Genomic DNA, 13,608 nt, shown 5'->3' on the forward strand with positions numbered 1-13,608 from the left:
TATGGCTAAACAATCCGCTATAGAACAAGATGGTTCCATTATCGAGGCTCTCTCAAACGCAATGTTTAGAGTGGAATTGGAAAATGGTCATGTTGTAACAGCACACATATCTGGTAAGATGCGTATGCATTACATTAAATTGTTACCAGGAGATAAAGTTAAATTAGAAATGAGTCCTTACGATTTAACGAAAGCAAGGATTACTTATAGATACTAATATGAAAGTTAGAGCATCAATTAAAAAGAGAAGTGCAGATTGTAAGATCGTACGTCGTAAAGGACGACTTTACGTAATCAACAAGAAGAACCCAAAATTTAAACAAAGACAAGGTTAAGCTATGGCTAGAATCGCAGGGGTAGATATACCTAAAAACAAAAGAGGTGAGATAGCACTTACTTACATTTACGGGATTGGAAAAAGTAGAGCTCAAGAAGTACTGGGCTCAACTGGTGTTGACGTAAACAAGAAAGTAAGCGAATGGGACGATGACGAAATCGGTAAAATCCGTAATGCTATTGGTGAGTTCACTATTGAAGGTGAATTACGTTCTGAAACTTCCGTAAACATCAAACGTTTGATGGACATAGGATGTTACAGAGGTATTCGTCATAGATCTGGTCTTCCACTTAGAGGTCAGAGAACTAAGAACAACTCTCGTACTCGAAAAGGAAAACGTAAGACTGTTGCTAACAAGAAGAAAGCAACTAAATAATAACGAACTGATATGGCAAAGTCTAAAACAGTAGCAAAAAAGCGTAAGGTTATCGTTGAATCAGTAGGAGAAGCTCATATTTCTTCCTCTTTCAATAACATCCTTGTATCGCTTACAAATAAAAAAGGAGAAGTCATTTCATGGTCTTCTGCAGGTAAGATGGGCTTTAGAGGTTCTAAGAAGAACACTCCATATGCAGCACAACTTGCGGCTGAAGATTGTTCCAAGGTAGCTCATGAGGCTGGTCTTAGAAAAGTGAAAGCTTATGTGAAAGGTCCTGGTAACGGTCGTGAAAGCGCTATACGTACCATTCACAACGCAGGAATTGAAGTTACAGAAATTATCGATGTAACTCCATTACCTCACAATGGATGTCGTCCTCCTAAAAGACGTAGAGTATAATTTTATTTATTAATAATATCTAGTGATTATTAGACCGCTGAAGGATACAGACCTGAATTCTCGGTACATCGCTTAAAAACAACAACAAAATGGCAAGATATACAGGTCCTAAGGCAAAAATTGCTCGTAGATTCAGAGAACCAATTTTTGGCCCTAGTAAAGCATTGGAGAAAAAGAATTATCCTCCAGGAATGCACGGAAACGGCAGACGTCGTGGTAAGGAATCGGAGTATGCGATTCAGCTTAAAGAAAAGCAAAAAGCTAAATACACTTATGGAATTCTAGAAAAGCAATTCCGTTTGATGTTCGAAAAAGCAACACGCGCTTCTGGTATAACAGGAGAGATTTTACTACAACTAGCAGAATCAAGATTAGACAACGTTGTCTATCGTATGGGTATCGCTCGTACACGTCGTGGTGCAAGACAAATCGTTTCTCATAGACATATAACTGTTAATGGTCAACTCGTAAATATTCCATCCTACCAATTGCAGGCTGGTGATGTAGTTGCTGTTCGTGAAAAATCTAAGTCATTATCTGCTATAGATGATGCTTTATCATCTAACGAGCATGTGTACGATTTCATTACATTCAACAAGGCCAGCATGTCTGGTACTTTTGTAGCTGTTCCTGAGAGAATTCAGATTCCTGAAAATATCAAAGAACAGTTGATAGTTGAATTGTTCTCTAAATAATATTTAACCCACAAAATTCTTATGGCAATATTAAATTTCCAAAAGCCGGATAAAGTAATCATGATCGATTCAACCGATTTTGAAGGTAAGTTTGAGTTCAGACCTTTGGAACCTGGTTATGGGTTGACAGTGGGGAATGCTCTGAGAAGAGTATTACTTTCCTCTCTAGAAGGATTTGCAATCACATCTATCAGAATTGAAGGTGTTGACCACGAATTTTCAACTATAGAAGGAGTTGTTGAAGACGTTACTGAAATCATTTTGAATTTCAAACAAGTTCGTTTCCGTCGACAAATAGACGAAGTTGACAGTGAGGTTGTAAATATTTCCTTTTCTGGAAATAATCAATTTACAGCTGGTGACATGCAAAAATATATTTCAGGTTTTCAAATCTTAAATCCTGAAATGGTTATCTGTAACACAGAATCTTCTATTAGTCTTAACCTTGAGTTGACTATTGAAAAAGGAAGAGGTTATGTACCTGCAGAAGAAAACAAGAACACAAATGCTGCTCTTGGTACCATTGCAATCGACAGTATCTTCACACCTATCAAAAATGTTAAGTACAGTATTGAAAACTACCGTGTAGAGCAAAAAACCGATTATGAAAAATTGGTTTTTGAAATTATCACAGATGGTAGCATTCATCCTAAGCATGCGTTAACTGAAGCAGCGAAGACATTGATTCACCACTTTATGTTGTTCTCTGATGAGAGAATTACATTAGAGGCTGATGAGATAGCTCAGACAGAAACATATGATGAGGAAAGCTTACACATGCGTCAGTTATTAAAGACCAAACTAGTTGACATGGAACTTTCTGTTCGTGCACTTAATTGTCTTAAAGCTGCTGAAGTTGAAACTTTAGGTGATTTAGTTTCTTACAATAAGAATGATCTGATGAAATTCAGAAACTTCGGTAAGAAGTCCTTAACTGAGCTTGAAGAACTCGTAAATGTGAAAGGTCTAAACTTCGGTATGGATCTATCCAAATATAAATTAGACCGTGACTAGGTTTTCACCTAGTTGTAGAAATAGAAAACAATGAGACACGGAAAAAAAGTAAATCATTTAAGTAGAAAAACCGCTCACCGTAAGGCGATGTTATCTAATATGGCTTGTTCTCTTATTGAGCACAAGCGCATTAATACCACAGTTGCAAAAGCTAAGGCGCTTAAACAATTTGTAGAGCCATTGATCACTAAAGCTAAATCTGACACGACGCACAACCGTCGTTTGACCTTTGCTCAATTAAGAAGTAAAGAATCAGTTACAGAGTTATTTAGAGAAGTAGCTTCTAAAGTAGGTGATCGTCCTGGTGGATACACAAGAATCATTAAGTTAGGTAACAGATTGGGTGACAATGCTGACATGGCAATGATCGAGTTGGTAGATTACAACGAAATCTATGCAACTGGAACTGATGCTAAGAAAACTACTACAAGACGTAGCCGTCGCGGAAAGTCGAAAGACACTGAGCCTGCTAAAGAAGAAGTAAAAGCAACTAATGAAGAAGAGTAAACCTTCATAACAATTATTTAAAGGATCAATGTTTTTGCATTGATCCTTTTTTTTTATCATTATTTTTGAATTATGGCATATTTAGAGAAAAAAGACGCGATTATCATGTTAGATGATGGAACGATTTTCCATGGTAAAATGGTAGGGCCAGAGGGAACTACAAGTGGAGAAATCTGTTTCAACACTGGTACAACAGGGTACCAAGAAATTTTCACAGATCCTTCTTACTACGGTCAGATCATGGTGACCACAAATGCACACATAGGCAATTATGGAACTACTGATTTAGATCTTGAATCTACATCAGTTAAGATATCTGCACTAGTTTGTAAAAACTTTTCAGGCGAATTTTCGAGACCTCTTGCAACAGATTCTTTACAAGGATTTCTCCAAAAGGAAAATCTTATCATAGTTTCAGACGTTGATACCAGAGCATTAGTAGCGCACATACGGGAACATGGGGCTCAGAATGCCATCATTTCTTCTCGTGTTGATGATAGAGAGAATCTTAAAAGAGAACTTAAGAACACTCCTTCTATGAAAGGATTAGAACTTGCTTCAAAAGTGAGTACTAAGGAAGCCTATACCTTTGGTGATGAATCAGCAACATATAAAGTTGCAGCCCTAGATCTAGGTATTAAAACTAACATTCTACGCAACTTTACTACTAGAGACACTTTCGTAAAGGTTTTTCCTTACAATACTAGTTATGAGGAAATGCTTGATTTTAAACCCGATGGATTTTTTCTCTCCAACGGGCCTGGAGATCCAGAACCTCTTGAGGACACCATCAAGTTGACGAAAAAAATATTGGAGAATAACCATCCGCTATTTGGTATTTGTTTAGGTCATCAGATAATCGCTTTGGCAAATGGCATTGAAACTTATAAAATGCATAATGGCCATCGTGGAATCAATCACCCCATTAAAAACTTAGCCACTGGTAAAGGTGAAATTACTTCACAAAATCATGGTTTTGCAATTAACAAGGAGCAAACTGAGGCTAATTCTAATGTAGAGGTAACCCACATACATTTAAATGATCAAACAGTTGCTGGAATCCGGTTGAAGAACAAACCATGCTTTTCAGTTCAATATCATCCAGAAGCAGGTCCAGGTCCTAACGACGCAACTTACCTGTTCGATCAATTTATGGAATTAGTTAAATCAACTAAAAGCAATTAATTATGAGTACTATCATAGAAGTTCACGCTAGACAGATTTTTGATTCACGTGGAAACCCAACGGTTGAAGTTGATGTAATCACCTCTAATGGTATTATGGGTAGAGCAGCAGTGCCTTCCGGCGCTTCGACGGGTGAACATGAGGCGGTAGAATTGCGCGATGGTGGTAAGGATTATATGGGTAAAGGAGTCATGAAAGCTATTCATAATGTGAATAAGACAATTGCTGACGAGCTGCGTGGTGTTTCTGTTTTTGATCAGACTTATATTGATCAAACCATGATTGAACTCGATGGAACTGCTAATAAAGCAAACCTGGGAGCCAATGCAATTCTGGGTGTTTCTCTAGCAGTTGCTAAAGCAGCTGCAAACGAATTGAATCAACCATTGTACAGATACATAGGTGGGATGAGTGCTTGTACGTTACCTGTTCCTATGATGAATATTATCAATGGTGGCTCACATAGCGACGCGCCTATTGCCTTTCAAGAATTCATGGTAATGCCTGTAGAAGCAGAGTCATTTAGTGAGGCATTGAAAATGGGAACTGAGATTTTTCATAACTTGAAAAAAGTACTTCAGGAGCGCGGTTTAAGCACTGCTGTAGGTGATGAGGGTGGATTTGCGCCTACACTTGATGGAACTGAGGATGCTCTGGAAACGATTCTTTTAGCTATTAAAAATGCAGGCTACACACCGGGTAAAGATGTCATGATTGCTTTAGATTGTGCCGCTGCAGAATTCTTTGTAGATGGGAAGTACGACTACACAAAGTTTGAAGGTGCTAAAGGACTGATTCGAAGAAGCAAGGAGCAGGCCGAATATTTATCACAACTGGTAGATAAATATCCTATTATATCCATTGAGGATGGAATGGATGAGAATGATTGGGAAGGCTGGAAGATGTTGACCGAAATTGCCGGACATAAAGTGCAACTGGTTGGGGATGATTTGTTTGTCACTAATGTAGAGCGTTTATCGAGAGGAATCGATCAAAATATTGCAAATTCCATTCTGATCAAAGTAAATCAGATAGGAACATTGACAGAAACTATCGCTGCTGTTAACATGGCTCATAAGGCAGGATACACATCTGTCATGTCTCACCGTAGCGGTGAAACAGAAGACAATACAATTGCAGATCTTGCAGTCGCATTGAACACCGGACAGATTAAAACTGGTTCTGCATCGCGTTCAGATCGCATGGCAAAATACAATCAACTATTGCGTATAGAAGAAGAGTTGAATTCTTCAGCTTACTTTCCAGGGCGTAAGGCGTTTCGTATTTCTTAATCATTTATGGAGACGAAGTTTCAACAACGGCATCCATTTTCGGTGCCGTTTTTTGATGGAATAGATGTAGATTCCTCTTTCGCGAAAGCGGAATTACATTCAATTTCACAACAAAATATGGTTTGCCGGACCTTATGGCACAATATGAGTGCTTAAAAACCAAATTTTATACTAAATACCAAAACATCAATCACTAAAATTTCACTTTGAGTGGTTCCCGTTGTATTTTTGGAAATAGAAAAATAAGAAAGACAGAAAGACAATGACAGATAAAGCGATATTAGAGATTGACGGGAAAAAATTCGAATTCCCAATAGTTACTGGAACGGAAAATGAAAGAGCGATCAACATCAAAACCCTAAGGGGTGTGACTGGCGGTGTGACGACAATTGATCCAGGTTTTAAAAATACAGGAAGTTGCGAGAGTGCCATTACATTTCTAAATGGTGAGGAGGGCATCCTGAGGTATCGTGGCTATTCCATTGAAGAACTGGCAGAAAAAGCTAGTTTTTTAGAGGTTTCTTATTTATTGATTTTTGGTGAATTACCTACCTCTACGCAATTAGAGAAATTCCATAATGATATCAAGGCAAATTCTCATGTAGATGAGGATATGAAGAGAGTTTTAGATGGTTTTCCTAAAACAGCCCATCCTATGGGCGTGCTATCGTCGCTTACCAGCGCGTTAATTGCTTTTAATCCATCTTCAGTAAATGTAGAAAGTGAACAGGATATGTATAATGCTATCGTTAAGATACTTGGGAAATTCCCAGTGTTGGTAGCATGGACGTTGCGTAAAAGAACTGGGCAGCCTCTAGACTACGGCGATGAGAATCTAGGTTATATTGAAAACATTCTTAAGATGATGTTTAAAAAACCTAATTCAGAATATAAGATGAATCAGACACTGGTCGATGCACTAGATAAATTACTGATTCTGCATGCAGATCATGAACAAAATTGTTCTACCAGTACGGTGAGAATGGTAGGATCTGCGCACACTGGTCTTTTTGCTAGTTTGAGTGCTGGTATTAACGCATTATGGGGCCCGCTTCATGGTGGTGCAAACCAGGCTGTTCTTGAAATGCTAGAAGGTATTAAAGAAGACGGTGGTGATACTAAAAAATACATGGCTAAAGCTAAGGATAAGGAAGATTCCTTCCGTTTGATGGGCTTTGGACACAGAGTTTATAAAAACTTTGATCCACGTGCTAAAATCATTAAAAAATCTGCAGACGAGGTTTTAAGTGACTTAGGTGTTGACGATCCGATTTTAGATATTGCAAAAGGACTGGAAAAAGAAGCTTTGGAAGATCCTTATTTTGTAGATCGTAAATTGTATCCTAATGTTGATTTTTATTCAGGAATCATTTACAGAGCGATGAACATCCCTACGGAAATGTTTACCGTAATGTTCGCACTGGGAAGATTACCAGGATGGATTGCTCAATGGAAAGAAATGCGTGAGAATAAAGAGCCCATAGGACGTCCACGTCAAGTGTATACTGGAGAAAACCTCAGAACTTTTACAGAGATTTCTGAGAGATAATATTTTTCAAACATCAATCAAAAACCCAAACTTTAAAGTTTGGGTTTTTTTGTGCAAAATGCATTTGATAAGATTCGGGAAAACCATTGGCTTTTATGATTAGAATGCCCGTTTAAGAAAGTATTTTTGGCTTATGGAGAGATTGAATTTAAATGTACAGAATGAGACCTCGCGATTGCGTGCGGTTGTTCTAGGAACCGCACGTAGCAACGGCCCAGTTCCTAATGTTAAGGATGCTTATGATCCTAAATCGCGAGAGCATATCCTCGCAGGAACCTATCCTAGTAATGCAGATATGATTATAGAAATGAAAGCAGTTGCAGCCATTTTTGATAAATACGACGTAAAAGTTTTTAGACCAGAACAAATTGAAGATTGCAACCAGATTTTTACTCGGGATATAGGATTTGTTATAGATGATGTTTTTGTAAAAGCAAACATATTACCAGACCGGGAGGAAGAATTAGTGGCTATACAATACGTACTCGATAAAATTGACTCAGATAAAGTTATACGCCCGCCAGAGGAAGTTCATGTAGAGGGAGGTGATGTCATGCTTCATGGAAATTATATTTTTGTCGGCACCTATCGAGGAGCAGATTATGCTGACTTTATCATAGCCAGAACTAATGTTGAAGGAGTGCAGTGGCTTCAGGAAACTTTTCCCAATAAAAAAGTTATTTCTTTTAATCTGCGAAAAGATAATCTGAACCCGTACAACAATGCGCTACATCTAGACTGCTGCTTCCAGCCTGTAGGAACAGATAAGTGTATTATCTATAAAGGTGGTTTTCTGCAAGAAGAAGAGTATCAGTATTTAGTCGATTTATTCGGAAAGGAAAACTGCTTTGAAATCACCAACGAAGAAATGTATCAGATGAATTCAAATGTATTTTCCATCGCTCCAGATGTTGTGATATCAGAACGTAATTTCACAAGATTAAACACCTGGTTGCGCGGGCATGGTATAACTGTTGAAGAAGTACCGTATGCTGAAATTTCAAAACAAGAAGGCCTTTTGCGCTGTTCTACTTTACCCCTAATACGAGACTAATGAAACAAATTACCGACACCGTTCTAATGGTACGTCCTGTGCAATTCCGCTTGAATGAGGAAACTGCTGTAAATAATTTTTATCAAGACCAGAAAGCCCAGCAGAATAATGATAAAGCTGCGGCTAATCTAAAAGCACAGTCAGAGTTTGACGCTTTCGCGAAAACGTTACAAGCTCAAGGCATCGAGGTGATTGTTGTAAATGATGATGCAAAACATGATACCCCAGACTCTATATTTCCTAATAACTGGCTTTCTACTCATGAGAATGGAACTGCAGTTTTATATCCCATGTTTGCTGAAAACCGTCGATTAGAACGACGTCCAGATATTTTAGATACGATTGAAGAAAAAGGCTTCCGCATCAAAAATGTAATGGATTACACCAGTGCAGAAGAGGAAGGTTTCTTTCTAGAGGGAACAGGAAGCATCATACTTGATCGAACTAATGAGAAAGCCTATTGCAGCATTTCGGCAAGAGCAGACGAGGAATTACTAATTGAATTTTGTGAAGACTTTGAATACACACCAGTCATCTTTACAGCCTACCAAACCGTAGAAGACAAACGCTTACCCATCTACCATACTAATGTAATGATGGCTCTAGGCGAGGAATATGTAGTAATCTGCCTAGACTGCATTGACGATGCTAAGGAACGTAAAAGCATTCTGAAATCATTTAAACAAGACAATAAACAGGTCATAGCTATTTCAGAAACTCAGGTCAATTCTTTTGCAGGAAATATGATGCAGGTCAAAAATAGAGATGGAAAGAAGATTCTAGTCATGAGTGACCAAGCTTATAAATCACTTGATAAAGACCAGATTCAGAAACTGGAAAAGTATAATGAAATCATTCATCCAGATATCTCCACGATAGAAGCTTTAGGCGGTGGAAGCGTACGCTGCATGATGGCAGAGATTTTCTTGCCTAAGGTTGTGATGGAGGTGGTTCATAGCTCTTAAAAATATTCTTAAATAGCGGGAGGATCCACAACCCAATTGTACCTGATAATATATTCAATTATTCAATACGTTTATTCCCTATCCCGGTTGATATTTTCCCGCGCTCACTATATCTCGCTTGTTGGATTTCATAGATGTCTCTATTATTGTCTCACATATATAAAACTGAAACAATGGAGACTACTAAAAAACTTAATCGAGAATTAATTATTCTCAGAACATTTACAGTCGCTACCGTGGCTATAATAACTGCATTACTTCTATTTGCTTTTAAAACGAATATCAATCAAAAGTTCAAAACTATCGATGTGGAACGCATCAATATAGTAGAGTCAGACGGTACCGTCAAAATGATAATTACTAATGTGGAACAATTCCCAAATGGCACAACTACTATTAATGATAGGCCGGTAACTAAGGACAGAAAAAAACGTTCAGGGATGTTATTCTTTAATGAAGATGGTATTGAAAGTGGCGGTTTTATTTATGATGGTGCTAAAGATGAAAACGGACATAGTTCTGGATTGTCCCTAACATACGATCAATATGACGGTGACCAGGTGATGCAACTTCTGACTACAGACCAGGGAAAAGGCGACCAAAGAATGGTTACGAGTGCATTGACTTTTAAAGACCGAGGTGCTTATGAAACCCAGCAAGGTGTAACAGATATAATGGAGGAGCTGGATACTATCGAAGATAGAAAAATAAGAAGAGAAAAATATCTACAGTACGTTGATCAAGGTCGCATTGGCGGGACCAACAGAATTATGCTAGGTAAAACGAGAAGTGAAAATAATGGATTATTTCTGTTTGGAGATAATGGAAAACCTAGAGCTATGTTCTATATTGATAAAGAAAACAATGTGAAATTGGAAATATATGATGCTCAAGGTGTGGTAACTAACTCCTGGCCAGAATAACTTGACACTAATTTTTCTAATTTGATTAACGATGAAAAAGTTATTCAATTATTTACAGATTGACACATACTTTGTGCTGTTTATTTTTCTGTTGAGCTATGTACTCGTGGTAAATAACAGGATTAGAGCAGGTCAAAGCTTTGATGTCATTTTTTTGCCTGATGGACCTATAGGACAATTTTTAGCCGCTTTGGTTATATTTATTTTAATCAAAGGGGTCACAAATTATATAGGCAACAACGATTTTCAGAAACCTAAAGCGCTCAAATCCTACTTGAGTTTCTTTGGAATCGCGTTCATAGGCTACATTTTTGCTGCAAATGTCTTTGGGCTAATCGTTGCTACTATATTTGATACGGTAATCAGAAACTTTAATTTTCAAACTTTGATAACCGTGAATATTTATAGAGTTGTTGAGTTCATTTTATTTGGCAGCTTATATCTAGCTTATTTATATTCAAAGGAGAACATCAATTATAGAACTGAGATTAATGAATATGACAAAGCGCTGGCATCAAGTAAAATACAACAACTAAAGGCACAGTTGAATCCACATTTTTTATTCAATAACCTGAACACGCTAGATCAACTTATAGAAGAAGATAAGGATAAGGCGAGTAACTTTTTGCATCATTTTTCAAAGCTATACCGGTATTCTTTGATAACATCAGAAAAAAAAATAGTGTCGTTGCGCGACGAGATTAAATTTGCTAAAGGTTATTTTAAACTCATGGAAGAAAAATATTTGGGTTATTATTCCTTAGAAATCAACCATTATAAAAGGGTTGAAGAGGTTTTTGTCCCCCCTTTTTGTTTACAGGTTCTAATAGAAAATGCTATAGAACACAATCTAGGCTCGATAGATGATCCTGTACGCATTCATATTTCTATTAGTGCCAATATCTGGGTAACTAATAATAAGGTAGCAAAGAAGTATAAAAAAAAAGCTGGCGGAAGAGCGCTTAAAAACCTGTCTACTCAATTTGAGTTATTAGGAAGTACTGACATTATAATTGAAGAAAATGAAACTCATTTTACAGTGATCTTGCCATTCTTAAATAGGAATGCAGATGTATAAAATACTTATAATCGAAGATGAGATTCCTGCCAGAAAAAAACTTAAAAGATATTTAGCACAAGTATGTAGTTCCTATGAGGTTATTGCAGAGTTAGAAACTGTCGAGGATGCTAGGCTTCTATTATCAAAAAAACATGATGTTGATCTTATTTTTTCAGATATAGAATTAAGAGACGGTAATGTTTTCGAAATTTACAATGATATAGTTATAAATTGCCCAATTATTTTTGCAACTGCCTACAACGAGTTCTTAATGAATGCTTTTGAAGCTAATGGAATAGAGTACCTTTTAAAACCCTATTCATATGAACGGTTTTCAAATGCTTGGGATAAATTTTTGAGATTAAAAGGAGGCCTACCTAAAAATTATATTGAATTGATAGGTTCTTTAAATAATTTAATCGAGGTCAGTCAGGAAAGTAGTGTTGATTATAAGAATCAATTTGCAATAAAATCCAATACCGGAATTTACTTTTTGAAGGTGGTGGATATCGTCTGCTTTCAGGCAGATAATGGAGTTATTTTTGCGATCGATCAATGGAACAATAGGCATGTAATGCCTCAAACAGTTTTTGTTGAAATAGAGCAGTTTTTAGATCCCAAAGAATTTTTCAGAATTAATCGTAGTGAAAATGTTCACCGTAAATTTATTGATAAATTGGAGCGATATAATAAAAATACGGTATTAGTATTTTTAAATTCTAAGAGCAAAATACTTAAAGTAAGTCAAACTAAAACACGTGATTTTAACTCATGGGTAGGTGTTTAGGCTAACAGCTAACACCTATTTACCTACCGCAATCCGCTTGATCATTCCTGCAAAGATAAAGTAGTGAAACGGCAACATACTGTACCAGTATAACCTGCCCCAAAGCCCACGCGGTCTGAAAGTTGCCGTTTGGTGAACGACATTATTCTTGTCAATTTCAAACTCTAACCAGGCTTCTCCTGGAACGCGCATTTCGGCAAAGAGAAGAAGGCGTTTTTCTTTCCGGTCTGCGACCAGCACACGCCAGAAGTCCAATGAGTCTCCCGAGTAAATTTTATCCTGATTAGTTCTTCCTCGTCTTAAACCCACACCACCAAAAAGCTTATCTGTGTAACCACGAATCTTCCAGAGGAAATCTGCATAGTAATAACCATTTTTTCCACCTATGGACCAGATTCGGTTTAGGGCTTCTTCTGGGTTGTCTGTTTTGTAAGTTTGGGCATCTTGTAGACAACCAAATTTCGGTACTTGTTTGAATTGGTTGATATTTTTCTTGAATCTCCCACTTACCATACTGTCTTTCCAGCTGCTGGCAACGTTATTTTGTTCGATTTTGGCGAAAGCCATATCCAGCGCTTCTTGATAACTATAAATAGGAATTCCCAATTCATGCGCTAGCGGATTCTCTCTTGGGATAACTTCCACGGACATGCTGTTTACCAAATTCCGGGCGAGTTTGTAAGAGGTACTTGTCACTAAAAACAGCCAGTAGGAACTGAATTTAGGGGTCATGATGGGAACCGTCCATATGGAAAGGTGCAAATTTCTATTGACAGCATACTGCTGCATCATTTCCTTATAGGTGAGTACATTCTTTCCTCCTATATCATAGGATTCATGATAGGACTCCTCGCGCCCTAAAATTCCTATGAGATAGCTCATGACGTTGCGAATGGCAATAGGATGTGTTTTAGTATTGACCCATTTAGGCGTAATCATAATGGGCAATTTCTCACACAAATCACGGATGATCTCAAAAGAAGAACTACCGCTACCAACTATGATCCCTGCTCTCAATACTGTTGTAGGTATGTGACTTGCACTAAGTATGTCTTCAACATGCTTTCGCGAAAGCAAATGCTTACTCAGCACTTCCTGATTTACAATTCCAGATAAGTAGATGATTTGTTTGCAATAGGTATGTGACAGCTGGTGTAAAAAGCTATGGGCACTTTCGGCTTCCATCTTATCAAAGCTATCTGTACTACTGCTCATGGAGTGAATCAGATAATAAGCAGCATCAATGTCTGCCGGGATAGGATTGACTTCTGGAAGATCTAAAAAGTCAATCTCAATGATTTCTACTTGTGCTCTAATATCGTCTGGAACTGATAAACGGCTTGCGCTGCGCACTGCACAAACCACCTCATGATCTTGCTTGAGTAATTCGTAAAGCAATCGTACGCCTATGTAGCCATTTGCACCTGTGAGTAATACTTTCATTATCTAAAGATAAGTTGCA

Annotated in this window: 17 protein-coding genes; 16 read left to right on the top strand and 1 reads right to left on the bottom strand. The window is 37.6% G+C overall.

Annotated features, from left to right (window positions below; all coding sequences use genetic code 11):
- The first annotated feature begins 1 nt into the window (after position 1).
- The 16 genes from infA to IQ282_RS06895 all read left to right on the top strand — a co-directional run bounded on the left by infA (position 2) and on the right by IQ282_RS06895 (position 12,146).
- A complete protein-coding gene (infA, locus tag IQ282_RS06820) occupies positions 2 to 217 on the top strand; it encodes a translation initiation factor IF-1 (RefSeq protein WP_015361146.1) in 216 nt (71 codons plus the stop codon).
- Between the two features lies 1 nt (position 218).
- Positions 219 to 335: a type B 50S ribosomal protein L36 gene (gene ykgO / locus IQ282_RS06825; RefSeq protein ID WP_015361145.1), complete on the top strand. Its 117-nt coding sequence runs from the start codon at positions 219 to 221 to the stop codon at positions 333 to 335.
- Between the two features lie 3 nt (positions 336 to 338).
- Entirely contained in the window at positions 339 to 713 is a 375-nt protein-coding gene (rpsM, locus tag IQ282_RS06830; RefSeq protein ID WP_194851104.1) for a 30S ribosomal protein S13, read from the top strand.
- Positions 714 to 725: 12 nt separating this feature from the next.
- Complete coding sequence (gene rpsK / locus IQ282_RS06835) at positions 726 to 1,115, top strand: 30S ribosomal protein S11 (protein ID WP_194851105.1); 390 nt, start codon at positions 726 to 728, stop codon at positions 1,113 to 1,115.
- A gap of 89 nt (positions 1,116 to 1,204) precedes the next feature.
- Positions 1,205 to 1,810: a 30S ribosomal protein S4 gene (gene rpsD, locus IQ282_RS06840; protein ID WP_194851106.1), complete on the top strand. Its 606-nt coding sequence runs from the start codon at positions 1,205 to 1,207 to the stop codon at positions 1,808 to 1,810.
- A 21-nt stretch (positions 1,811 to 1,831) separates the two neighbouring features.
- Entirely contained in the window at positions 1,832 to 2,824 is a 993-nt protein-coding gene (locus IQ282_RS06845) for a DNA-directed RNA polymerase subunit alpha (protein ID WP_194851107.1), read from the top strand.
- A gap of 30 nt (positions 2,825 to 2,854) precedes the next feature.
- Positions 2,855 to 3,331, top strand: a complete 477-nt coding sequence (rplQ, locus tag IQ282_RS06850) for a 50S ribosomal protein L17 (RefSeq protein ID WP_194851108.1) — start codon at positions 2,855 to 2,857, stop codon at positions 3,329 to 3,331.
- Positions 3,332 to 3,403: 72 nt separating this feature from the next.
- Positions 3,404 to 4,516: a glutamine-hydrolyzing carbamoyl-phosphate synthase small subunit gene (gene carA / locus IQ282_RS06855; RefSeq protein ID WP_194851109.1), complete on the top strand. Its 1,113-nt coding sequence runs from the start codon at positions 3,404 to 3,406 to the stop codon at positions 4,514 to 4,516.
- 2 nt (positions 4,517 to 4,518) lie between these two features.
- Positions 4,519 to 5,808, top strand: a complete 1,290-nt coding sequence (gene eno / locus IQ282_RS06860; protein ID WP_194851110.1) for a phosphopyruvate hydratase — start codon at positions 4,519 to 4,521, stop codon at positions 5,806 to 5,808.
- A 6-nt stretch (positions 5,809 to 5,814) separates the two neighbouring features.
- Positions 5,815 to 5,964 carry a hypothetical protein gene (locus tag IQ282_RS06865; RefSeq protein ID WP_194851111.1) on the top strand — a complete coding sequence of 50 codons (150 nt, stop codon included), beginning with the start codon at positions 5,815 to 5,817 and terminating at the stop codon, positions 5,962 to 5,964.
- Between the two features lie 106 nt (positions 5,965 to 6,070).
- Positions 6,071 to 7,357 carry a citrate synthase gene (locus tag IQ282_RS06870; RefSeq protein WP_194851112.1) on the top strand — a complete coding sequence of 429 codons (1,287 nt, stop codon included), beginning with the start codon at positions 6,071 to 6,073 and terminating at the stop codon, positions 7,355 to 7,357.
- A gap of 133 nt (positions 7,358 to 7,490) precedes the next feature.
- Entirely contained in the window at positions 7,491 to 8,411 is a 921-nt protein-coding gene (locus tag IQ282_RS06875) for a dimethylarginine dimethylaminohydrolase family protein (protein WP_194851113.1), read from the top strand.
- On the top strand, positions 8,411 to 9,376 hold the full coding sequence (ctlX, locus tag IQ282_RS06880; RefSeq protein ID WP_194851114.1) for a citrulline utilization hydrolase CtlX: 966 nt from the start codon (positions 8,411 to 8,413) through the stop codon (positions 9,374 to 9,376). Before IQ282_RS06875 ends, ctlX begins: the two co-directional genes overlap by 1 nt.
- 173 nt (positions 9,377 to 9,549) lie before the next feature.
- Positions 9,550 to 10,299 carry a hypothetical protein gene (locus IQ282_RS06885; RefSeq protein ID WP_194851115.1) on the top strand — a complete coding sequence of 250 codons (750 nt, stop codon included), beginning with the start codon at positions 9,550 to 9,552 and terminating at the stop codon, positions 10,297 to 10,299.
- A gap of 31 nt (positions 10,300 to 10,330) precedes the next feature.
- Positions 10,331 to 11,377: a sensor histidine kinase gene (locus tag IQ282_RS06890; protein ID WP_194851116.1), complete on the top strand. Its 1,047-nt coding sequence runs from the start codon at positions 10,331 to 10,333 to the stop codon at positions 11,375 to 11,377.
- Complete coding sequence (locus IQ282_RS06895; protein ID WP_228547255.1) at positions 11,370 to 12,146, top strand: LytR/AlgR family response regulator transcription factor; 777 nt, start codon at positions 11,370 to 11,372, stop codon at positions 12,144 to 12,146. Before IQ282_RS06890 ends, IQ282_RS06895 begins: the two co-directional genes overlap by 8 nt.
- Before the next feature lie 15 nt (positions 12,147 to 12,161).
- Here IQ282_RS06895 and IQ282_RS06900 read toward each other — a convergent pair whose 3' ends face one another.
- Positions 12,162 to 13,589, bottom strand: a complete 1,428-nt coding sequence (locus IQ282_RS06900) for an SDR family oxidoreductase (protein WP_194851118.1) — start codon at positions 13,587 to 13,589, stop codon at positions 12,162 to 12,164.
- Positions 13,590 to 13,608: the final 19 nt, after the last annotated feature.

The organism is Nonlabens antarcticus (genome assembly GCF_015356755.1).
Classification (GTDB): domain Bacteria; phylum Bacteroidota; class Bacteroidia; order Flavobacteriales; family Flavobacteriaceae; genus Nonlabens; species Nonlabens antarcticus.

What these genes read in the sequence shown, in the direction of transcription:
- rpsM (WP_194851104.1), top strand. Translation starts at nt 339, where the DNA reads ATGGCTAGAATCGCAGGGGTAGATATACCTAAAAACAAAAGAGGTGAG.
- ctlX (WP_194851114.1), top strand. Translation starts at nt 8,411, where the DNA reads ATGAAACAAATTACCGACACCGTTCTAATGGTACGTCCTGTGCAATTC.
- IQ282_RS06875 (WP_194851113.1), top strand. Translation starts at nt 7,491, where the DNA reads ATGGAGAGATTGAATTTAAATGTACAGAATGAGACCTCGCGATTGCGT.
- carA (WP_194851109.1), top strand. Translation starts at nt 3,404, where the DNA reads ATGGCATATTTAGAGAAAAAAGACGCGATTATCATGTTAGATGATGGA.
- rpsD (WP_194851106.1), top strand. Translation starts at nt 1,205, where the DNA reads ATGGCAAGATATACAGGTCCTAAGGCAAAAATTGCTCGTAGATTCAGA.
- IQ282_RS06895 (WP_228547255.1), top strand. Translation starts at nt 11,370, where the DNA reads ATGTATAAAATACTTATAATCGAAGATGAGATTCCTGCCAGAAAAAAA.
- IQ282_RS06870 (WP_194851112.1), top strand. Translation starts at nt 6,071, where the DNA reads ATGACAGATAAAGCGATATTAGAGATTGACGGGAAAAAATTCGAATTC.
- IQ282_RS06890 (WP_194851116.1), top strand. Translation starts at nt 10,331, where the DNA reads ATGAAAAAGTTATTCAATTATTTACAGATTGACACATACTTTGTGCTG.
- rpsK (WP_194851105.1), top strand. Translation starts at nt 726, where the DNA reads ATGGCAAAGTCTAAAACAGTAGCAAAAAAGCGTAAGGTTATCGTTGAA.
- IQ282_RS06845 (WP_194851107.1), top strand. Translation starts at nt 1,832, where the DNA reads ATGGCAATATTAAATTTCCAAAAGCCGGATAAAGTAATCATGATCGAT.
- infA (WP_015361146.1), top strand. Translation starts at nt 2, where the DNA reads ATGGCTAAACAATCCGCTATAGAACAAGATGGTTCCATTATCGAGGCT.
- IQ282_RS06865 (WP_194851111.1), top strand. Translation starts at nt 5,815, where the DNA reads ATGGAGACGAAGTTTCAACAACGGCATCCATTTTCGGTGCCGTTTTTT.
- rplQ (WP_194851108.1), top strand. Translation starts at nt 2,855, where the DNA reads ATGAGACACGGAAAAAAAGTAAATCATTTAAGTAGAAAAACCGCTCAC.
- eno (WP_194851110.1), top strand. Translation starts at nt 4,519, where the DNA reads ATGAGTACTATCATAGAAGTTCACGCTAGACAGATTTTTGATTCACGT.
- IQ282_RS06885 (WP_194851115.1), top strand. Translation starts at nt 9,550, where the DNA reads ATGGAGACTACTAAAAAACTTAATCGAGAATTAATTATTCTCAGAACA.
- IQ282_RS06900 (WP_194851118.1), bottom strand. Translation starts at nt 13,589, where the DNA reads ATGAAAGTATTACTCACAGGTGCAAATGGCTACATAGGCGTACGATTG.
- ykgO (WP_015361145.1), top strand. Translation starts at nt 219, where the DNA reads ATGAAAGTTAGAGCATCAATTAAAAAGAGAAGTGCAGATTGTAAGATC.